At 61.8% G+C, this 19,726-nt stretch carries 18 protein-coding genes; 6 read left to right on the top strand and 12 right to left on the bottom strand.

The features are described 5' to 3' along the window. Positions 1–878: 878 nt before the first annotated feature. A complete protein-coding gene (locus tag KUG38_RS15865) occupies positions 879–1,094 on the bottom strand; it encodes a hypothetical protein (protein WP_216923287.1) in 216 nt (71 codons plus the stop codon). A 307-nt stretch (positions 1,095–1,401) separates the two neighbouring features. Between KUG38_RS15865 and KUG38_RS15860 the strand changes: the two genes are divergently transcribed. The 3 genes from KUG38_RS15860 (at position 1,402) to KUG38_RS15850 (ending at position 2,339) form a co-directional block, all read left to right on the top strand. Then, positions 1,402–1,656, top strand: a complete 255-nt coding sequence (locus tag KUG38_RS15860) for a hypothetical protein (protein ID WP_216923286.1) — start codon at positions 1,402–1,404, stop codon at positions 1,654–1,656. A gap of 54 nt (positions 1,657–1,710) precedes the next feature. After that, a complete protein-coding gene (locus tag KUG38_RS15855; RefSeq protein WP_216923285.1) occupies positions 1,711–1,998 on the top strand; it encodes a hypothetical protein in 288 nt (95 codons plus the stop codon). Positions 1,999–2,072: 74 nt separating this feature from the next. Continuing rightward, a complete protein-coding gene (locus tag KUG38_RS15850; RefSeq protein WP_216923284.1) occupies positions 2,073–2,339 on the top strand; it encodes a hypothetical protein in 267 nt (88 codons plus the stop codon). Positions 2,340–2,583: 244 nt separating this feature from the next. Here the strand turns inward: KUG38_RS15850 and KUG38_RS15845 are convergent, their stop codons facing one another. The 7 genes from KUG38_RS15845 to KUG38_RS15805 all read right to left on the bottom strand — a co-directional run bounded on the left by KUG38_RS15845 (position 2,584) and on the right by KUG38_RS15805 (position 14,638). Then, positions 2,584–3,375: an alpha-ketoglutarate-dependent dioxygenase AlkB family protein gene (locus tag KUG38_RS15845; protein ID WP_216923283.1), complete on the bottom strand. Its 792-nt coding sequence runs from the start codon at positions 3,373–3,375 to the stop codon at positions 2,584–2,586. Next, positions 3,362–4,168, bottom strand: coding sequence for a class I SAM-dependent methyltransferase (locus KUG38_RS15840; RefSeq protein ID WP_216923282.1), 807 nt, complete (start codon positions 4,166–4,168; stop codon positions 3,362–3,364). Before KUG38_RS15840 ends, KUG38_RS15845 begins: the two co-directional genes overlap by 14 nt. A gap of 461 nt (positions 4,169–4,629) precedes the next feature. Further along, a complete protein-coding gene (locus tag KUG38_RS15835) occupies positions 4,630–4,980 on the bottom strand; it encodes a DUF4258 domain-containing protein (protein ID WP_216923281.1) in 351 nt (116 codons plus the stop codon). A gap of 78 nt (positions 4,981–5,058) precedes the next feature. Further along, positions 5,059–8,793 (bottom strand): CHAT domain-containing tetratricopeptide repeat protein, encoded by a 3,735-nt coding sequence (locus tag KUG38_RS15830; RefSeq protein WP_216923280.1) that lies wholly within the window; start codon positions 8,791–8,793, stop codon positions 5,059–5,061. A gap of 9 nt (positions 8,794–8,802) precedes the next feature. Continuing rightward, a complete protein-coding gene (locus tag KUG38_RS17010) occupies positions 8,803–12,150 on the bottom strand; it encodes a CHAT domain-containing tetratricopeptide repeat protein (protein ID WP_286196123.1) in 3,348 nt (1,115 codons plus the stop codon). Beyond that, positions 12,147–13,301, bottom strand: a complete 1,155-nt coding sequence (locus KUG38_RS15810) for a hypothetical protein (RefSeq protein ID WP_216923279.1) — start codon at positions 13,299–13,301, stop codon at positions 12,147–12,149. The genes KUG38_RS17010 and KUG38_RS15810 overlap by 4 nt, the downstream gene beginning before the upstream one ends. After that, the gene (locus KUG38_RS15805; RefSeq protein WP_216923277.1) at positions 13,298–14,638 is read right to left on the bottom strand and encodes a hypothetical protein; all 1,341 of its coding nucleotides are present in this window, start codon (positions 14,636–14,638) and stop codon (positions 13,298–13,300) included. Before KUG38_RS15805 ends, KUG38_RS15810 begins: the two co-directional genes overlap by 4 nt. A gap of 209 nt (positions 14,639–14,847) precedes the next feature. On the opposite strand from KUG38_RS15805, the gene KUG38_RS15800 reads away from it, so the two are divergent. Both KUG38_RS15800 and KUG38_RS15795 read left to right on the top strand, forming a co-directional pair. After that, positions 14,848–15,627, top strand: a complete 780-nt coding sequence (locus tag KUG38_RS15800) for a hypothetical protein (RefSeq protein WP_216923275.1) — start codon at positions 14,848–14,850, stop codon at positions 15,625–15,627. After that, complete coding sequence (locus KUG38_RS15795; protein WP_216923273.1) at positions 15,624–15,941, top strand: hypothetical protein; 318 nt, start codon at positions 15,624–15,626, stop codon at positions 15,939–15,941. Before KUG38_RS15800 ends, KUG38_RS15795 begins: the two co-directional genes overlap by 4 nt. Before the next feature lie 145 nt (positions 15,942–16,086). Here the strand turns inward: KUG38_RS15795 and KUG38_RS15790 are convergent, their stop codons facing one another. Next, positions 16,087–16,671 (bottom strand): sigma-70 family RNA polymerase sigma factor, encoded by a 585-nt coding sequence (locus KUG38_RS15790; RefSeq protein WP_216923271.1) that lies wholly within the window; start codon positions 16,669–16,671, stop codon positions 16,087–16,089. Between the two features lie 263 nt (positions 16,672–16,934). Here KUG38_RS15790 and KUG38_RS15785 point away from each other — a divergent pair, with 263 nt between their 5' ends. Further along, positions 16,935–17,720 carry a hypothetical protein gene (locus KUG38_RS15785; RefSeq protein WP_216923269.1) on the top strand — a complete coding sequence of 262 codons (786 nt, stop codon included), beginning with the start codon at positions 16,935–16,937 and terminating at the stop codon, positions 17,718–17,720. On the opposite strand, the gene KUG38_RS17275 is transcribed toward KUG38_RS15785, so the two are convergent. The 3 genes from KUG38_RS17275 to KUG38_RS15770 form a co-directional block, all read right to left on the bottom strand. Next, positions 17,698–18,126 carry a hypothetical protein gene (locus KUG38_RS17275; RefSeq protein ID WP_286196121.1) on the bottom strand — a complete coding sequence of 143 codons (429 nt, stop codon included), beginning with the start codon at positions 18,124–18,126 and terminating at the stop codon, positions 17,698–17,700. The two genes, KUG38_RS15785 and KUG38_RS17275, sit on opposite strands and share 23 nt — an antisense overlap. A gap of 158 nt (positions 18,127–18,284) precedes the next feature. Further along, on the bottom strand, positions 18,285–19,010 hold the full coding sequence (locus KUG38_RS15775; protein ID WP_216923512.1) for a L,D-transpeptidase: 726 nt from the start codon (positions 19,008–19,010) through the stop codon (positions 18,285–18,287). Positions 19,011–19,116: 106 nt separating this feature from the next. Then, positions 19,117–19,359 carry a hypothetical protein gene (locus tag KUG38_RS15770; RefSeq protein WP_216923267.1) on the bottom strand — a complete coding sequence of 81 codons (243 nt, stop codon included), beginning with the start codon at positions 19,357–19,359 and terminating at the stop codon, positions 19,117–19,119. Positions 19,360–19,726 lie beyond the last annotated feature (367 nt).

Raw genomic sequence — 19,726 nt, 5'->3', positions numbered from 1 at the left:
CCACACCCGTAGCACTTCGAGATGGGGCGATGCCACAGATGAAGCCAGCATATTGATGAGGTCAGAACGTTGTGCGGTGCGTACGCGGGTACCCTCTCTCCAAGGAACTTCCCGCTCTACAACCACCCCTGAGACGGAGCCGAAAGACGGGTTGGCTACGACAAACGGGCGCCGGTCTGTCGAGAAAAGTAGGCCTACAACGTGACCAGAGGATGTAGGGACTATGAGATCCTGCATATCTGGAGCTACGCCATCAAACTGTTTTGCAACTTCAGAAAACCACCTTGCCGTATCCACTGGCTCAAAAGGCACGACTCCAACTCCCTCCTGCAAGCCAATGATCCAAAGTACATGATCAGCCTGACAAGAATTTGCATGACCCCCCAGCCGTCGAGCTGCCTTCTTGGGGTCGGGCCATTTAGACTTTAACTCTACTCTTGAATCCTCTGGCAGTTGACCTGCGTTGGTAATCCCAACCACAGAGAGAATCCACGCCTCTAGATCGAATGATCTCATAATGATGAAGATGAAGCACAACTTGATTTTCGGCGGTTTCTGTGAACCGCTGGCACAAGACCCGACCTTCTTAGAATTACTGCTGAAGCCAAGTGGTTAGAAGGCGACAAGTCAATTGTGCCGTTACACTCTAACTCCAACTCAATCGTCATGGCCTTGGTTCTCGGACCCGAGAACCCTCTGTGCCTTTTGTTACGCCATACCCTCCAGGCTGCGAGAACAACAAAGCCCGGGTTGCTCACCTGGACAGATGTGGATGCAGGCCTCATTCCGGATCGCCCTAGCTGAGCTCGGTCCCTATGGATGACCCGGCTCGACTCCATGGCGGTGCCTATTGAAAAGGGGGCCGGAGCCCCCGTGGCTCAGAGCACCGAGATGGTGCTTCCCTTGGCGCCCTGCAGCTTGCGGGCGATCTCGTGCGCCTTGGCGGCCGGCACGAAGCGCATCTTTTTCACGGGCTTGCCGCGCTTGCCGAAAAAGCGGACCTCAACGGGATGGGACCCGCCCTTGGGACCTTCGGGATAGTGATGCTCGATGACACAGCGGATTTCGCAGCTGGGGCCTTGTGGTGCAGCCATGGGAGGACTGGCGAGGGACGCGACAGGACCGCCCCGGCGCGGCTGGTGAAGGCAAGGGGCCGCGCAGCGGCCTTGCGCAGCCCTTGCCGAACCGCAAGCCGAGGGCAACCTGTGACGCGCCCTTGCTGTGGCCACCCATCTGCCCGCAGCCCCGCCCTGTGCTGACGTGCTGCGTCGATCGCCAGTCGCTGAACGAGAAGAGGCCCAGGGATGGCAAAAGCTCCACAGGGCAGGGACCGCTCCGCTGTTGGCTGCGGAAGCCTCAGGACCTTGCTCTGCCTCCACCAATCCCTCGCTCCATGTCGCCATGGCTCCCACCACCCGTGATCTCCTGGCCGAGGTTCTTGGCGAGCGAGTGCTGACAGCCACACCGAATGCCGCGCCACCATCGCGCAAACCAGCTTCATCAGCTGATGTGACCCCAGGTCCCTGGCGCGTCACCGCTCAGGTCCACGGCGGCAAGGTGCAGATCAGCAACAACCGCGAGAGCCGCGTCGTGCGCAAAGCGGAAGTTGAGGTCTACCTCCGGGGCCACGGCCCTGCCGTCGCGCCCCGGTGCTGAACGACCTGACGCTGAGCGTCCTGGCAACAGCTGGTGAGGTTTGCTCCGCCGGGGATGGCCCGCCAATCCACCAACACCGGGCCGATCATGGCCCTGGTGGCCGCTGAGATCGCTGTGCTGCTCGCGTTCGTGGGGGTGTGCGAGCTGCGGGCGTCCGGCCCCGCCATCTGCGAGCACCGCTGGAGCCTGGTGCTGCCCAGCGTCGCCCTGGTGGGACAGTCGGCGGCCACCTACTTCATGGACAGTGGGCGCCACGGCAGCCAGGCCCATGCTTCGCCTCGCAACGCGCGAGGACAGTTCCTGCCACGACGACGCAAGGAGGACGATGCCAGCCCTGCCTAGCCTGACAATCGAGGCCCTGCTGGCCCTGGCTGTGCCCCTGCGACGGGAGATCGCCAGGGGCCTACTCCCGCCGTGTGATCGAGAAGCTGGCGCCCTTGGTGCTCGAGGAGCTCGACCCTTTCATGCCGGCGCTGCTGCGGCGGTGCAGCGGGGCCCAGCTGGAGCGGATCTTTCGATCCCGGCTGCAGGCCGTGAGCGGCCGGAACTATGCCGGCGCGGACCTGAGCCCGCTGCTCGCACTCTTCGATCCCCGGGTGGCGGCGGATCAGGCGAAGGTGACGGCCGTGCCCGAATCTCCCGAGCTTTTGAGGCTGCTTGCTGTAGCGGGCAAGGATCGCTGAGGCGGTGCGGGGGTCCTCAGGCCTCAAGGAGATTGCGGTTGATCTGCTCCCCTGTGTGACTGGCGCGAGTCATGGTGAAGACCCCCATCCAGGTCTGGCTCAATGAGGACTCACATCCACTGCAAACCGATTCCCGCGAGCCACGTCAGTGAGGGGATCATGTGGGTCTGGTCCGGTCTTGTTGATACAGCGGCGCCTGGCGCTGGTGGCCTGTGGCCGATGGAGGCGATAGCCAGGTTGTGCGCTACGCAGCAGGAGGAGGGGGCGGAGCAGCCGGGAGTGGCTGGCCAGGGGGGCCGATGCGGCGGAACGTGAGGTTGAAGCGCGAGCCTGTAACCTTCTTGCGCCTCGGAACAGAGTGCTGCCAATGGTGCTGCAGCTCACCGCGCATGATTAGCAGCGTTCCATGCCTGAGCGGCAACTTTATACGCTTGCTATGATCATCTTTTCGTCTGATCAAGAAGTCGCGCGGCTGGCCAAAGTTTGCTGAGGCGATTACCGGGTTGAGGCCAAGCTCGGCTTCGTCATCGGCATGCCAGTGCAGGTGATCCTCGCCATTCCGGTACCAGTTCAGCAGCACGCTGTTGAACGTAAGTCCAGCGGAGGCCTCAATCTTCTGCTTGAGATGTAGAAGGCCTCGGTTCCACTCATCCGGGCAGCAGTGGATGCCCGAGTAGGTATAGTTCCTGCCACGATCGCCATACCATGCGGTGAGTCTGGGCAGGAGAACGGATTTACCATAGAGCCGTATGCTCTCCTGCTTCCAGTTGATGTGGGTGAATCGAATCTGCGCGAGCTGCTCGGTGGAGAGATCTTTCCAATGGGTCGTACGCCAGTCGAGTCGATCGTTCTCGAGAAAGTAGGCCACGCAGCGATCGCTGATCTTGGGCTCGAAAAATCGCTCAATGAACATTATCTCTCCGTCCGGCACTTGAATGCGATACCCGCCGTGGGATTCGATCCACTGCCATGTGTGCTCGATGTTGCTGCGAATCTCAAAGGGAGGGCATGGCAGCGTCTCACTAAACAGATCCATGGAGAACCTCCAGTCGTAACTGCAGGGAAATGGCCTTTTGCCCCTTCGGGCAACGAAATTCGCGAATGGTGGATTCCAGCAAGGAAAGCCTACCTCTTTGCGCGTAATCGTTCAGCGCCTGGGCGATTTCATAAAGCCTGCTAGATCCACCATGGAAGTTCCTGTTGTGGCTCACAGCGAGCACGAGGTGGCGCCCCTTGGTCTTCAGGATCTTGTTGAAGAGCTCAATGTGTTGGAAGCTGTCGATATCCAGCACGTTGGAGAAAAGATGGATGGAGTAGGCTTCGCCATTCAATATCAGGTCTTCGACGATCAAGTCGTCGAGCCGCTTATTCAAAGACCATATCTTTGCCGATTCAGTGTAGCAGCGGAGGACAGCTTCTGCACGCGCCAAGGCAACGCCGGAAGGGTCCACGAGCACAACGTTCGATATCCGCTTTGCGAGCTCCGTTCCGAAGAAGTCAATCAGCATGCCGCTGGCCAGACCTTGGCCGCAGCCGTAATCGACAATGCGTAGTCTGCCGGGGGGAATGCGCACCCTGGGCAGAACCTGATCCCATTGGTCTTTGGTCATGGGGCCGTAGGTGTAGAGGTATTGATCGAGCTGCTCAGGGGAAGTGAGAATCGCCCGGCCCCGGCCCAGCTCATCCCAGCAGCCGTAATCCCTGCCGGCAACGCGCCGAAGCAGCGAGTAAGAAATGTTGCCGAAGCCAATTGTGCCCGCGCAAATGGCGTCGATGACGGTGTCCGTGGTCTTCGGCAGTGTGGCGGGTGCGATTGCCGCGAGAGGCATGTGTGAAGAAAGGGAGGAAGGAAGAGATGGGGCGGCCACCGCTCGCGATGGCTGCAGCACCCCTTGGTTCCGGGTCGACCGGGATGATTCAGCGGGTGGTGTCTCGTTGGGGCAGCGGCTGATCACAGCACCGCCGGGGCAGGGACCCTGCGACCTGAAGAACCCCATCACGCAGGCGATAAGCTGCTCGAATCGGCAAGGAACATCTGCAGGCGCTCCCCTCCCAATCGGCGTGGAGCGTGCTCAGCGGCTCCTCAAGGGGCCGCTGCTGCGCCAGGGTCGATGGCGCAGGCGTAGGTGTTGAGCCTCACGTGAGCCTCCAGGCCGAAACACCGGAGCAATTCGCGGGATTCGCTGCTGAAGCTGCTGGAATCGATGGCGTGGGTTATGGGAGCGGAAGGGGAGGCAGCGAGGCGTTGGGCTCCCCTGCTTCCCCGTGGTTCCGGCCATTCGAGGCTGAGTCAGTGGCGCCGCATCGCCCACACCCACTTGCAGGTCTTCAGCTGCAACGCGCCATCCTGGGCATCAAAGGCGCCAATCAGCTGAAGCCCTTCCAGCTCGCGGCAGAAGCGGGCATAGGGGGAGCGCAGAAGGGAGCGGCCGAGCAGAGTCCATCGCTGTTGGCCGTGGTGATGGTCGTGGCGGCCGTAGGCGAGAGCGATGCGCAACTTGGTGCGCGAGATGCCACGCTGCTGGATGCGGCGTTGGGCATGACCGGCGTCTCGGTGCGTCCCCGCGAGCTGGATCGTGGGGAGAATTGTCAGGAGGGGATCTTCGGCGGCGATGGCCTCGAGCTGGCGATGGTGGTTCATCGGAGGGAAGCAGAACACCCTCCTGTGGTTCGCCCGGCTCGGAGCTGATTCAGTCAGACCACCGGTGGGCGGCGGGGCTCAGAGCCCCTGGATCGGCCCCCAGTCGCCCACCAGTTGCCAGGCGGCCCAGTAGTACGGATGGCGCCAAGCGATGTTGGGGTGGCTGCGGAACTGCGTTTGCGCAGTCACCAGCGCATGGCTGCGGGACACGCCATTCAGCAGCTGCCGGTAGAAGATCTCCATGAAGGCGGCGGTTGCCTCGTCATCAACCTTCCACAGCGAAAGAAGGGTGCTGCGTGCACCCGCCACAGTAAAGGCTCTCTGGAGACCGTAAACACCTTCACCGGTCTGGATGTCCCCTCGGCCGGTAGAGCACGCAGACATGACAGCAAGCTCGGTGCCCTGAAGCTGCAATTCACATACTTCCGCCGCCGTGAGATACCCATCGTCAGTGAGGTTGGCCTGTGGCTGGTTGGCTCCGGCAAGGACCAAGCCGCTGCGGAGCAACGGATCCTCTCCAAGCATCGCTGTGAGCGGGTGGGCAGGATCGATCACCTGACGATGCGGATCTGCCTGCACTTGATCCGGGAGAAAGAATCCGTGAGTTGCGATGTGAAGAATTTTCGGAGCTGGAGCTGACTGGATTCGACAGACAGTTGCTTCAGCCTGCATCAGAGGAATGGTGTTCAAAAGATCAGCCACTCTTCTACCTTCAGTAGCGGTGTAAGGAAGAGGTTCCCAGTAAACGCGAGGCATGTCAACGGAGCGTCCACGCGACTCATAATCGGAGGAAAGACTGTTAGTCGAATCAATATCAGTGGTCAGATAGTTTAAATCGTAGGCCGGATCTGCCACCACCAATGGGGAAAAGCATGGTTGATTTTCTTGCTGCAGTCGCAAAAGATCTCGGCCTGTGGTGAGAAGCCGCAACTCGACAACTTCCGACAAGCACCTGTCCGATGCCTGGGGTGCAGGAAGTGCAGCGAATGGAATCCTATGGAGTTCACCATCGGGACATAGGAACCACTGCCTAAAGCCACTAATGTAAGGAAGCAGAGGTGTAATAACTAGATCAACCACCAATGCCCAAGAATCAAGCGCATCACCAAGTGCCTGCTCGCTGGCTTCAAGGGCATTTTCAACCAGGGTCTCAATAATGGATTCCTCACCTAGAGGCACCGCAAGGGTCGAGCCATCAGGCCGAAGCAGTAGTGCGAGGTAGCGGGACTTTCCCCATCGCAATTCATGGCAGTAATCATCATCAAGTGGCGAGAACCTCTGAAACTCCACCAAAATGCCATCATTTGGAAGATTGGCTGCTACTTCACTTGTTTGCACGAGTCTGGGTTCGAGCTTTGGTAGAGCTCGGTAGAGTTGCCTCTCCAGCTCAGCACGCTCACTAAGCAAGGTCCTCCGCTGGCCTGCAGTTACAGTAACCGCTGTCAACCTAACATTTAGCTCAGCAATGCGGTCAATGACCACTCGATGAGTTGATTTGGCCATTTTCAATGAAAATTGACGCCGTTGAATCTCTTGCAGCAGCCCATGCCGATTGAGACGAGCGTATAGTGCAAGGGAGGCAGTGGAGTATGTCCTATCAGCAATTGCAAAAGCCATCCGCCAGATATTGCCAAGTGCCGCGACCTGTTCCTGGCGCATGCTTAAGGGCAGAAGAGGAAGCTCACGTAGAAGAAAGAGAACTTGGCTGTCGATCCCATTGCGAAGCATAAGTTCTGCATTGGAATCGCAATACTGAACAAGATAGAGTTCCGCGATGGAAAAAAATGTTCTGGCTGTTGAGAGGTGATCTACTCCAAAAGCCTCTTTTTTGATGCTCAACGCTCGATCGTAGAGCGGTAAAGCATTGCTAAAGTCACCTTGTCTTTGATAGACTTCGGCTTGTATCTCTAGGGCCCAAGCCGTATCAGGGTGAACTGGCCCGAGCGCTTTCTCCGTAATCTCCAGGGCTACTTCTAGATGTAACTGAGCTTGTCGGTAATCATTCCTCTTAAGAAAGACTGAAGCTAGCGTCAGGAGTGTTCTCGCTGTTGTGGGATGCTCGGCTCCCAGCTCTTCCTTACGGATAGATAGCGAACGCAGAAGTAGCGTTTCGGCTTTAGCATAGCCTCCGAAACTACTCCAGAAACTGGCTAGGTTATGCAAGAATATAGCAGTAGATAGGTGATTGGGGCCTAGCTCATTCTCGATAGACTCTAGAGCATGAATATACATGCGTTCAGCGAGATAATAGTCGCCTTGACTCCAGTAAACAGAAGCTAGATTGGCCAAGGAACCACTTATCAGTGAATGGTTATCACCCAGTGCATTTAGTCTTATTGTCAATGCAGTCTCATAATGGTCTTTTGCTTCGGAGAATCTACCTTGCTGAGAGAAAAGAGTTCCCAGTTTGTCGATTGTATCAGCCGTATCTAGATGACCGTGTCCCAGCGACTTTGTACGAATTGCGAGGGCACGATTAAGATGGGCTTCTGCCTTAGTATATGAGCCATAACCAATGTAGAACCACCCGATGTTTGTGAGTGCGACCGCGGCAATAGGGTCATCCTTGCCATGGACAGTTTCCGAAGCATTCAGTAAACGCAGAAAAGCGGCCTCAGCCTTGCTGAACTGCCCAATCTCTGCATATAGGCTGCCAAGGTTGTTTAGAGATGCAATTGTATCTAGGTGATCTAGTCCTAATCTAGATTCTCGCATTCTTAGGGCTCGCTCTCCATAGGGAACAGCCTTGGAATACTGAAGCCCATTGAAATGGATTTCGCTTAGACCGGCTAATATAGACGCGGTCTCAAGATCGTCTGCTCCGAGAGAGTGCTCAGCGATCTGCAAGGATTGTTCAAGTATAGCTTCAGCTTTCGTATAAAGACCTTGACGCAAATAGAGCCATGCAAGCCTACTACGAGATTGCATAGTGTTGAGATCATCGATGCCCAACAGCTTCATTCTTATCAGTAGAGACCTCTCCAACAAAGGCTGGGCTTTTGAATAGGCAGCTCGGGTGTCATGGATCCATGCTGGTCGCTCTTGACCATCAGCACCTATTTTCTGCTGCCTGGCTGGTTGCTTTTCGATCACCGTGAAGTGTGGATGAAACGAATCGGATTCTTCTTTCTCACTAGTTATAATGTATAAATTTGCGATGAGATCCAAGATCTTTGCCGTATGATCTAGATGTGTCGCATTAACGAGGCGAAGCTCTTCCTGAATCCCCTCAGTGATCTCTAAGGCACGTTTATAGCAAGCCTCAGCAGAAACATAATCACCTCTTATCTCGCAAGTTGATCCCAAATGAATGAGTATCTTGCTGTCAAAGAGCTTGGCTTGGGAGATTATGAAATCGGCCAAGCTCTGATCTACAGGGCTCAGTTGTCGTTCGTATAGCTCACGAGCCTCTGCGTAGAGCCGGTCTCCCATCTCGAAATCTCCTTCATCAAGCCTGTGGTTTCCGGCAACCAATAAGCAGGCTTGAAGAAGTGGGTTGTCGGGGTCTAAAAAGTCTCGCAATACCGCAAGAGCTGATACCAAATAAGGTTGGTCGACTTCAGATATAGCATCTTCAGTGATGGAGCCTGTAACAAGGCTGATCGCGATCAAGGTTTGCGGGTGCTGCCTTCCGAGGATTTCCCCGCACAGACTCAAGTGGCTAATCAGTTCATTTAAGGGTTGATGCTCTCCGGAGATAAAACGATTGGAGATTCTGAGGCGGAGAGCTTCAAGTGATGACGAGACTTGAGCACTATATGCTGATTCGATATTGATTCCTTGGAAGCCTGATGACTCGGAATGTTCAGTCACGATTTGGCACTAGTAAGGCATGCCTAGACCCTCGATCGGCCGCCAGTCGCCCACCAGTTGCCAGGCAGCCCAGTAGTGGGGGTGGCGCCAAGCGAAGTTCTCGTGACGGCGGAATTCCTGTTGCACGCAGAGCAGCGCATCTGAGCGACCCGCTCCCTTCTTGAGCAAGGTGTAGAAGCGCAGCATGAAGGCGCAAGTGGGCTCGTCGGGCACCTTCCAGAGGCTGAGGAGGGTGGAGCGGGCGCCGGCCACGATCAGTGCACGCTGGAGCCCATAGACCCCCTCCCCGGTGCGGATGTCGCCCCGGCCGGTGTCGCAGGCGGAGAGGGTCACCAGCTCGGTACCGTGCAGATCGAGGTGGGTGGCCTCGAGGGCGGTGAGATAGCCGTCGTCTTCTGGATCGCGGTAGGGATCGTTAGCACCGGCCAACACCAGACCGCTGCGGAGCATGGGATCTTCGCCGCTGAAGGACGCCAACAGACCCATGGGCAGCTCGGAGCGAAAGGGGAGATCGGGTGAGAACGTGGCCGTGTCCTGATCCGGGAGGAAATAGCCGTGGCTGGCCACGTGCAACACCCGCGGATGGCGGACCTGCTGCAGGTTCCGCGTTGAAGCTGCTTCCCCCAGCAGCAAGGCGCCGTCAAGGAATTCGGCCACCTGGCGGCCCTCCACCGCCGTGGCAGGCAGCGGTCCCCATGCCGCCAGGCCCCCCATGTCTCGGGAGCGCTTCTGGCCGGGGGGAATGTCCGTGGAGGCGGGGTCAGTTGCGCTCGGATGATGGAAGGTGGGAGCGGCCACCACAAGGGAGCGGGTGCCCTGGCTCGGGGTGGGCTCGTGGGGGAGCAGTTGGCGGCCACTGGCCAGCAGATGGAGCTGGCACTCCTCGGCAAAGCGCGCTCTGGGAGCACCAGGGAACGTGAGCGCCCTGAAGGCCACCCGGTGAAGTTCGCCATCGGGACAAAGGAAGCATTGCCTGCAGTCGCTCAAATGCTCACGCAGTGGAGAGAGGAGCCGCTCGGAGACTGCGTCCCAAAGAGTGTCTGCGTCGTCGAGTTCCTCCGCGCTGGCAAGCAGGGCATCCTCGATAGCCTGCTCTAGAAGCAATGCCGGCCCCAAATCCACTGCAACTGGAGGCTTGTCCCCCGGTAGCAGAAGGGCCAGGTAGCGGGGAGAGGAATCGATCAGGGCGTCATTTGGCCCATAGGGCGTGAAGCGCTGGAACTCGATCAGCAGGCTCCCGGCCTGCAGGCAAGCCGCCACTTCATCTACCTCCACTAAGGGGATGGCGAGCTGGGGAAAGGCGTGGAACAGTTTCGCCTCAAGCTCGTCCCGCTGTAGTTGGAGTTGCTGCCGCTGGGTCGGAGCCAGGGTGGTGGAGGCCAGGTGATTGACAAGCCCACGCAACGTCTCCACCAGCACCACCCAGGAGCCACCCAGGCCGCTGAGAAGGAGCTGCCGACGCTCGATCTCCTGCAGCAGGCCGTGGAGGTTGAAGCGACACCAAAGCGCCATGGGCACGAATTCGTCGCGGAGAAAGGCGAAGCTTGCCGCGATGTTGCCCCCTCCCTTGTGCTTGCGTAGGAATGAGAATCGCTTGCTGGTGCAGAGCAAGGGAAGTTCGCGGATGAGCCATCGCATCTGGCGATTCAGAGCAAGGCTGAGCAGGTGATGACTTTCGACTAGATCCCCTTGGATCAACAGGAAGAAGCTCACATTGTTGAGGCAGGTGATGGTATCGGGGTGATCGATCTCCAGCGCCTTCTCTTTGATCGCTAGGGCACGAAAAAAGAGCGGCTTGGCCTTGGTGTAGGCACCTTGACTGCGGTAGAGCTCTGCGAGGTTGTTGAGGCTGGAGGCGGTAGTTGGGTGATCGGCTCCTAGCTCCTTCTTCCTGATCTCCAGGGCGCGCAAATAGAGCGGCTCGGCCTTGGCGTAGTCACCCTGACTATCGTAAAGCCCCGCGAGGTTGTTGAGACTAAGGGCGGTGTTTGGGTGATTGGTCCCCAGCGCCCTCTCGTTGATCTCTAGGGCGCGCATATAGAGCGGCTCGGCCTTGGCGTAGTCACCCTGGCTGCTATAAAGCCCTGCGAGGTTGTTGAGACTAAGGGCTGTGCTGGGGTGATCGGGCCCTAGCGCCCTCTTGTTAATCGCTATAGCACGTGTATAGAGCGGCTCGGCCTTGGCATCGGCACCCTGGCTGGTGTAGAGAAGGGCGAGGTTGTTGAGGCTGGCGGCGGTTGAAGGGTGATCAGAGCCCAACGCCTTCTCGCTGATCTCTAGAGCACGCACTAAGAGCGTCTCAGCCTTGGCGTAGGCACCTTGTTCTTTGTAAAGAAGGGCGAGGTGGCTGAGGCTGTTGGCGGTTGTGGGGTGATTGGGCCCCAGCACCTTTTCATTTATCGCCAGAGCACGCAAAAAGAGCGGCTCGGCCTTGACGTAGGCACCCTGATTCTCGTATAAACGGGCGAGGTTGTTGAGGCTTTCGACGCTGGTTGAATGATCGGTCTTGAGCACTTTTTCGTTGATCTCCAGAGCACGCAAGCAGAGCGGCTCGGCCTGGGCGTAAGCGCCCTGGCTATTGTAGATCCACGCCAAATGGTTGAGACTGTTTGCGGTTTGGAGGTGATTGGGCCCCAGCACCTTTTCGTTGATCGCCAGGGCACCCACAAAGAGCGGCTCGGCCTTGGCATAGACACCCTGGTGGGTGTAAACTAGAGCAAGGTATATGAGACTTTGGGCAGTGTCGGGGTGATCGGGTCCCAGCGCCCTCTCGTTAATCTCTAGGGCGCGGGAACAAAGTGGCTCGGCCTCGGCGTAAGCACCCTGGTGGGTGTAAACTAGGGCGAGGATTAAGAGGCTTTGGGCAGTGTCGGGATGATCGGGTCCCAGCGCCCTCTCGTTAATCTCTAGGGCGCGGGAACAAAGTGGCTCGGCCTCGGCGTAGGTACCCTGGTGGATGTAAACCAGAGCGAGGTTTATGAGACTCTGGGCAGTGTCGGGATGACCAAGCCCCAGCGCATTTTCGCAAATCGCTAGGGCCCGGGAGAATAGTTGCTCGGCCTCGGCGTAGGCACCCTGGTCGATGTACAGCATGCCGAGGTTTTTGAGGCTGGCGGCAGTGTCGGGATGTTCTGGCCCTAGCTCGATGAGCGCCGCCAGGATCAAAGCTGCCGTCTCCGCCTGGCTTTTCTCCACAGCCAGCTCAACCAGCTCCTGGAGCTGGATACGGTATCCCTCCCGTGCCGTCTTATCGGCAGAGAGAGGGCACCGCCGCAGGTCCTCTACCAAATCCTTTTCGGGTGTCAGGCCATTTCCCAGCGCTGATTCGATCAGGGTGACGAGTGATGGCCAGCTCATCGACCTGACTCTTGCTCCCGGCACTGCAACCGTGCAATCCCCTCCAGCGCTAGGACCGCCCTTGCGCCGCCCAGCCAGGCCGTGGGGTCCGCTTGCGCCAACCCCTCTATGAGCTCCTCGTCTGCTTCCCCCAATGTTTCCGCTTTCGGAGCGCTGAGCACCACCTCTGCGAAGCTTCCTGCGGGGGCACCCCAGGGCCGCAGCCGCAGCACGAGGCACTCGCCACCGTTGAGGGGTTCCAGGGGCCAGGCTACGGGGGTGGTGATCGGCTCCTTCAGCCGGGCCAGCTTCCGCCACAGCACCTGCCCCCCCTCCAACAGCTGGATCTCCGACAGCGTCTCCTGAGTCCAGATCGTGGGCCGGCTACACACCATCGCCGCCGCCGGCCTTCCCTCCTGCTCCCCTTCGGGGCTGGGAGTGAGCAGGTGGATCGCGCCCGCGCCGCCGCCGCGGGCGGCGCTCACCACCGGCACCTGCTGGGGCGGAAGGCTGGCGAGCAGGCCCTCGAAAAGCTCATCAAGCCGAGCCCGCAAACGTTCCTGGAGCCGCTGCGCCAGCCACCCCGCCTCCGAACGGCCTGCGGGAGCCAGCGCCAGCCGCGGCAGCGCCTCGCCATCAAGCAGCAGCAGCCACCGCTCCAGCCGTTCGATGCCTCCCTGGAACATCGCCAGCGGCACCCGCGCCATCTCCCCCTGCTGCCCCTGCCCGGATGCCCAGGCCACGAAGGCCGCCGCATCGAGCACACCGGGCACCTGCACCACCCCCTGGTCCTCATCCACCATCGCCGCCAGCAGTAACTGGGGCGCTGTTGACGCCTCCCGCCAGCGTCCCAGCGGCACCTCCAGCTCATCAGCACACGGGGAGGCACAGATCAACTGGGTGTAGCGGCCATCGAGCAGCAGCAGCCGCTCCGGATCTTCGGGTTCCAGCTCGGGGCCCACCACCACCGGCACCCGGCGGCGGCGCAGCTCGCCCTTCAGGGCGGTGATCGCCAAGCCGCGGAGGTAGTGGCACCAGGCCCGCTCCGGATCGCTCTCCAGCGCTGAGCTCTCCGCTGCCGCGGTGATCTCCTCATCGGTGAGCTGGATCGCCTCCATGGCCAGGGGCCGCAGTGCCGGCATGGCATCATCCGAGACATCGGTGCGGGTCATGGCCTGCCTCCTGCCGCGCAGGTGCCGTCTGCCGTAGCAGGGTCCATCAGGTTCTCCATCACGGACCTCAGCATCTGGCGCAGGGGGGGCTCCTCACCCTCTTGTTCGGAGCTGAGCAGGTGATTCGCCAACCGTTCGGCGGCCGCCTCCAGCCGCCCGGTGCTGCGGAACACCTCCTGGAACTCCGGGTCCCGCCGCAGGCGGCCCAGTGCATCCGTGGCAATCTCCCGCGCCCTTCGTTCCGCCTGCAGCCTCCGGCTCACGCGGGCCTGGGGCGCCTGGCAACACTCAGCGATCCGGCGGGTGCTCGCTCCCTGCAACCAAGTACACCAGAAGCACATCTGCTGCTCCCGTTCGGCTGCAGGGATCGCCTCGAGCATCCGCTTCAGGTAGGCCGCCCCAGCCTCTCGCACAGCCCACCTCGCCCGCCGTTCCAGCTCCACCCCCGTAGGTCCCTCTTCAGCCAGCTCAAGGGGTGTCGGCGCCGGGCTGGCCATGGAATTGAACGGATCGTCGCCCTCCTCCCCAAGCAGACGCTGCTCCTCCCCCTGCCATGGGTCGCGATGCAGATCGCGCAGGGCCTGAGCGATGAACTCCAGCCGCTCTCTTGTCTGCCTCGCTGGCTGGACGGAGTCCAGCTGCTGCAGGAAAAGTGCGTCAGGCTGCCAGCCCTGCTGCCTTCCTGTTGCTCTGCGGTGGGCCAGCTTGGCCACCCGGTAGAGGGGCAGGTAGCGCCCATGCAGATCCACCGCCTGCTCCACCGAGAGCTGGGTTTTCCGCCGCGTCCGCTCCATCGCCTCCCGCACCCGCGTGGCGGAGGAGTCGGCCAGCAACGCCCACGACCCGATCAGCAGAATGCCATGTTGCTTCAGGTAGCGCTTGAGGTCGTTGCGATGTTCCAGATGCCGGCGGGCCCAGTGCGGCAGGCCTGCCTGGGAGGGATCCCAGCTGCGCACCACCTCCACCGGGAACGGAACATGCCTGGCCTCAGGGCGACAGTTTTCCTGGTACTCGTACCGGCGGCCTACGTCATCGAGGGCATAGCCGGCCAGCTCGGCCAGCTCAAGACCATAGACCCGGTGGTACTTGTTGTGCATTCCCCGAACGGCCTCCTCCAGGGGCCAGCTGGAGCGGCAGCGGAGGGAGAGGAAGGCCCCCGCATGATCCCCGCGGGCCAGCTCCAGCAGAAGCCGATCGCCATCGGGAGCTGGCAGATCCGCCTCCTCCAGCCCGCACGCCACGAGGGCATCCCCGGTTCCTGATGCCTCCATGTCCAGGCTGCGGATGTGACCATCACTGGCAAGGCTGCGCAGGTGGGTGTAATGCAAGGCCGGCACGGTCTTGGTTGTCCTGGAACCCCACTTTGCCCACAAGCATCGGGGTTGTCCCCTTAAGCCCCCCCGCTTCTCCACCACCAAGGCTGTCGCTAAGGGGGCCGGGGTGGTCAAGGCAACCAGAGGGGCGGTGAATCACCTGCCGGACACCCGAACCATAGGAGGGAGTCCAGGGGGCACAGCCCTCCCCAGCCTTAGATCACCAACCACCCATGGCACGCATCCTCACCAACGGACAGTTCGCCACTACCGGCATCCCCGTCTCCATCACCGGCTGGTTCCAGCAACAGCCTGATGGCACCTACAACGTGAAGCAGAACTCCGCCATCAAACTTTCGAACGGCATCTGCCTCATCGCAGACACCAACTGGAGCGGCATCCGTATGAACGTTCCCTGCCTCTTCCTGGCCGAGAAACTCAACTCCGGCCCCCACCGGCTCGCAGACTTCCTGATCGGCACCCATTACGCCAGGCTCAGCAAAACACTCATCCTTAGCGATGGTGGTGTTGCCTGCGACATCGATGTCGTTCTCAACAACTACATGAATAGCTGGAAGCTGCTCAATGATGCCGAGAAGGCCGCTTTCCTCAGCGGCGCCCAGGCCGCCGTCAGCGGCACACTCTGCGGCTGGCAGTCCTATGCCTTCTTGCTCGACTGTGTCACACCCGGTGGCCCGGCCATCCCCATCTTCAGTGGTCTGCTCGCCCTCACCTCCGGGGCTATCTGTGTGAATGGATTGCAGAACATGAGCGCCGCCGCAAAAGTCGCTGCCCAGGAGGCAGTGAAGATGCGGCGCTATGCAGCTGATCTGAACCAACTCGTCGTGCAGGTGGGAGGCGACAATTCCACCATCCTGTTCACTCCCGGAATCAACACCTACTGCACAGGCCTGGCCGATACCTGCGCCGGGATCGAGAACCTTGCCCGGCAGACCGTGGGCAACATCGGCCTGCTCTTCCATCAGACCCCAGGACTGCAGTTCGCGCCATGACCACAGCCTGGTCCGCCGTGTACGACTACCTCGATGGTCGTGGTGCCGCCTACGGCATCACGACCGAGGAACTGATCGCCAAGACGCCCTCGATCATCCAGGATGATCCCCACGCCGTCCTGTCCTTCTGGCAACAGAAGGACATCAGCCACATCCTCCCCACCAGCACCCACCCCGAACTCGCGGGTGACTTCAGCAACTGGATCCCGGAAGATCCAGGCCCCAACCACGCCAGACAGGATTACTTGATGAGCTGGGCCGACCACAACCACGCCCAGCTCGACAACATCCTCGACGCGCTCTGGTCGATCTGAGCACCCACGCCGTTCCCGGAGCGGATCCCATTCGCAAGTCATCATGAACGCTTTCCCTTCCATCGGCAGGGTCAGCCCCCGTGATGCGCCTTCACCGTCGCTGCCGGTGAAGGAGTTGATGGCCGAGGGGCCCCCGCCAGGGCCCTCAGGCCCGGAGGCCGAGGGCCTGGCGCAGCCGCTGCAGGCCTTGGCGCTCATCGCGGCTGACGCTGCCGTGGCCGATGCCGAGCTCGCGGGAAGCCTCGCGGCAGCTCAGGCCCTGCAGGTAGCGCAGCCGCAGCACCGCAGCCTGGCGGGCCGGCAGCTGCTCCAGCAGCTTCAGCGCCAAGGCGGCCCTGGCGGGCTCGGTGGCTGGCTCGGGAGCCTCAGCGGCGATCCGATCCAGGAGCGTGCCATCGCCGCAGGGGGCAGGCTGATCGAGGGAGGCCAGAACCCAGGGATAGGAGCTTTCGGGCTTATCCTGCTCTCTCCGCGGCACGCGGATGGCGCGGCCCAGATCGCGGGCGTGATGGAGCAGGGCGCCACGAATGCAGCGCGAGAGATAGGCGGGGGCGGAGACGGGATCCTCGATGCGGCCGCAGGCGAGCCAGAGGGCCATCCGGGCGACCTGGCGGCAATCATCGAACTCGATCAACCGGCAGCCGCGGTGGTGGAAACCACGGGCGATGGAATCGGCCAGTGGGAGGAACTGATGGAACAGGGCATCGGCCGGGGATGGGGAACGGGGCACGGATCTGAGGCGACGGACGCGCGACCCCAGGCCTCGACGCAGGAGGAGGCCACGCTGAGCGAAGGACAAGCCCAGGCGTGCTCCCGTTCCCTCCCGCAGACCCTTGCCACGATCCGCCCCGCCGACCAGCGCCTGGAGCCAACCGCTCCGCCGAGCTGATCGGGCTGCTCGGGCTGATGCCGCTGCCTGGTAAGTGCTGGTGAGCCCTGCCCCCGCGACTCCCCGCCCGGCCGCTGCTCGCGCCAGCCGACCGCACGGAACCGATGAGCGACCCGAGCACCGATCCACCCGGCGCTCAAGCAGGGCCCGCCAAGCCACCACCTCCGGCGGATCCCCGTCAGGAGCCTCCGGCCGGGGTGGTGGGACCGCCGCCGGAACTGCCGGCCCTCGGTCCCCTGCATCTCAGCCTTTCAGCCGATGGCCTGCTGCTGCTTGGCATGGCCGCCTGGCTGCTCTGGCGCGCCTTCCTGCGCGACACGGTGATGGCCCGCATCGGCACGCTGCTCGGCAGCCAGCAGGACAGCCGCTACATGGCCGACCTCCTGGCCCAGGCGGCGGTGCTCACCGGTGCCAGCCGGGTGGCGCTCGGCAGCTTCTATAGCCCCGGGCTGACCAGCTTCGGCTACGCCTTCTCGCGGGTGACGATCGTCAGCTCCTACGTCTCCCTGGGCCGGCAGCCCCTCGACCTGGAATCGAAGGACCTGCCGATCGAGAGGATCCGCCAGGACCTGGAGATCCTGATGGCCCACGGCGCCAAGAGCTGGCACCTCGTGCGGCTCAGCAACCAGTTGCCGGTGCCCTGCCAGGACTACCTCCAGCGCAACGGGATCACCTTCCTCTACGGGCGGTTGATCCTGCTGGAAGGAACCCCAATCGGCATCCTCAACATCCACTTCGACACGCCGCTGGCGGCCCTAGATGAGCCCGAGGAGCTCGCCCATGGCGAGCTGCTGGAGGCGATCTACCGGGAACTGAGCCGGCTGGTGCGGGGCCGGATGCTGCGCCCCTCGATCGGCCGGCGCCTGTTCAGCTTCTGGGCGGGCCGCTGAGCGTGAGGGCGCCGGATTGCAGCAGTTGCCACAGCCGCCGAGCCTGCTGCTGGCGCCGCTCCAGGTGGGGAACACCGGGGCGGAAGTAGCCCTGGCCCGTGACGGCCGATCCTGTCCAGTAGGCCGCTGCCGTCTCCGCATCCATCCCCGCTGGCCGTTGCTCGAACACCCGGCTCCAGCCGATCAGCGATCCCTCCGGTGGATCGTGCAGGCCGGCGTACTCCTCAGCGAAGTAGCGCTGCTGCCAGGTGTTGCTGTTGGGATCGATGCGCAGCCTGATCGCCTGCTGCCGGGCCCGGTCGTAGGCGGTGCGCCTCATGCCCGTGTACTGCATCGCACCGCGGCCCCGGCCGCTGCCGGCCTCGGTCACATCCAGCCGCTCGAGTTCGGGCTGGCCGGTCTCCACGATCACGCAGGCCAGAAAGCCGCAGGCTTCTGCGGCGCTGAGCGGCGCGATCTTCCAGGCGCTGGCCTTGGTGACAGCAGAGCTGGTGAGGAACTGGAGCCAGTGCTGCAGGTTGCTGAGGCCAGGCTCCTGCTCAGGCCCTGGCCCTGGCCCCGCCGCTACTTTTTTTCCTGGAACACCCCCACATAGACGGTGCCCTGCTCGTACAGCGGCAGGATCCGCTCGCGCAGCACCACGTTGTGCACCCGAACACAACCGAGGGTGGGCAGCAGCGTCTGCCGCGGCGCCCAGGCGCCAGGCCAGCCGCAACCGGTGCCGCCGCCGTGGAGCATGATCCCGGCCCGGCCGAGCTTCTGCTCCTGGCTCTCCAGCTCGACCATGTCGAAGCTGTACCAGCCATAGGCCTGCAGGGTGGCATCGCGCGGCGGGTTGGGGTTCTTCTCCCAGTCCCGGTACGCCGTCCCCAGCTTGTAGAGCCCCGGCGGGGTGTCGGTGCCGGTGTGGCGCCACTCGGTGTCGGAGCCCTGGCCGCGAGCCAGGCATGGTTCCCGCCACAGGAACTTGCCGCTGTGGTCGTAGGCCTCCATGTCCTGGTCGCGGTCGTTGACCAGCAGGTAGGAGTCGCCCGCCTTCACCGGTGCTGGGATCAACGGCCCGGCCATGCCGGCTTCCTCGCTGCCACGGGGATCGAGGGGTGCGATGGCGGCACCCAGCGGCGGCGTGGCTGGCTTGCTGAAGGTGACGGCCCAGGGCGCCGCCTCCTGTAGCACCTGATCGCCGCCCGGGAGCTTGCTGATCGCCTGGTGCAGCAACAACACGCCCCGCTTCTGCTGTTCCTGACCCTTGAAATGCAGGAAGCGGTCGAGGAACCGCTGGGGCGACATCGTGGCCACGGAAGCAGTGCAGCTGCCTTCTGTTGCCAGTGCCGACGAAAGCCCAATGGCCTGGCGGCTCCATACCGCCAGGCCGGGCCGCTGGGGCCTGCGGCCCTCAATAAGGCAATTCTTCAAACCGGATCCAGGCCGGGCGGGTGACCGGATTGGCCAGCTGCCGCTCCAGCAGCAGCGCATCAGCCAGCGCCCCCAGGCGCGGCAGGGGAGGACAGGTGGTGCAGCAGATGAAGCTCAACCGCTCCAGCGAGGCGGAGCTATGGCGGGAGAGGGAGCGAATGCGGGCAGCGGTGGCCATGGCCGGCGCAGCGAAGGACGCCAGCGGCCAGCGGGATGGGGTCAAGGGCGGCGAAGCCGCTCGCGTCAGCCCTTGAGGCCATCCCGCACGATGCAGCGGCCTGCGTGCGCCAGCCACGAAATCGGTGGTGGGACTTTTTCCTCAGGAAGAGCAACAGCTGTTGGGCTCATCAACGTCCTGCTGGAGCATCACTCAGCGCTCGGCCAGGGGAGATAGGTCAGACGGTTGGCGTGGATTCACGAGCCACAAAAAATGATCAGCTGACAAACGGGCTGCCGGCCGGGCCGTGTGGCTTGAGCCTGGTACTCCGGGGGCTGAACAGCTGGGCGGCTATCGCCGGAACGCCCATCGATCCCGCCAGTCGGCTGCGTCATGGCCGGATGGCGGGACTAGGCAGCGAGGGAAAAGCCTT

Source organism: Synechococcus sp. CCAP 1479/9 (genome assembly GCF_019038535.1).
GTDB lineage: Bacteria > Cyanobacteriota > Cyanobacteriia > PCC-6307 > Cyanobiaceae > Cyanobium.
Note: the sequence above shows the minus strand (reverse complement) of the source record. Positions and strands in the feature narration are given on the sequence as shown.

Bases quoted from the DNA above. Each gene is read 5' to 3' on its own strand.
- KUG38_RS15865 (WP_216923287.1), bottom strand. From the start codon at position 1,094: ATGGCTGCACCACAAGGCCCCAGCTGCGAAATCCGCTGTGTCATCGAG.
- KUG38_RS15860 (WP_216923286.1), top strand. From the start codon at position 1,402: ATGGCTCCCACCACCCGTGATCTCCTGGCCGAGGTTCTTGGCGAGCGA.
- KUG38_RS15855 (WP_216923285.1), top strand. From the start codon at position 1,711: ATGGCCCGCCAATCCACCAACACCGGGCCGATCATGGCCCTGGTGGCC.
- KUG38_RS15845 (WP_216923283.1), bottom strand. From the start codon at position 3,375: ATGGATCTGTTTAGTGAGACGCTGCCATGCCCTCCCTTTGAGATTCGC.
- KUG38_RS15840 (WP_216923282.1), bottom strand. From the start codon at position 4,168: ATGCCTCTCGCGGCAATCGCACCCGCCACACTGCCGAAGACCACGGAC.
- KUG38_RS15835 (WP_216923281.1), bottom strand. From the start codon at position 4,980: ATGAACCACCATCGCCAGCTCGAGGCCATCGCCGCCGAAGATCCCCTC.
- KUG38_RS17010 (WP_286196123.1), bottom strand. From the start codon at position 12,150: ATGAGCTGGCCATCACTCGTCACCCTGATCGAATCAGCGCTGGGAAAT.
- KUG38_RS15810 (WP_216923279.1), bottom strand. From the start codon at position 13,301: ATGACCCGCACCGATGTCTCGGATGATGCCATGCCGGCACTGCGGCCC.
- KUG38_RS15800 (WP_216923275.1), top strand. From the start codon at position 14,848: ATGGCACGCATCCTCACCAACGGACAGTTCGCCACTACCGGCATCCCC.
- KUG38_RS15795 (WP_216923273.1), top strand. From the start codon at position 15,624: ATGACCACAGCCTGGTCCGCCGTGTACGACTACCTCGATGGTCGTGGT.
- KUG38_RS15785 (WP_216923269.1), top strand. From the start codon at position 16,935: ATGAGCGACCCGAGCACCGATCCACCCGGCGCTCAAGCAGGGCCCGCC.
- KUG38_RS15775 (WP_216923512.1), bottom strand. From the start codon at position 19,010: ATGTCGCCCCAGCGGTTCCTCGACCGCTTCCTGCATTTCAAGGGTCAG.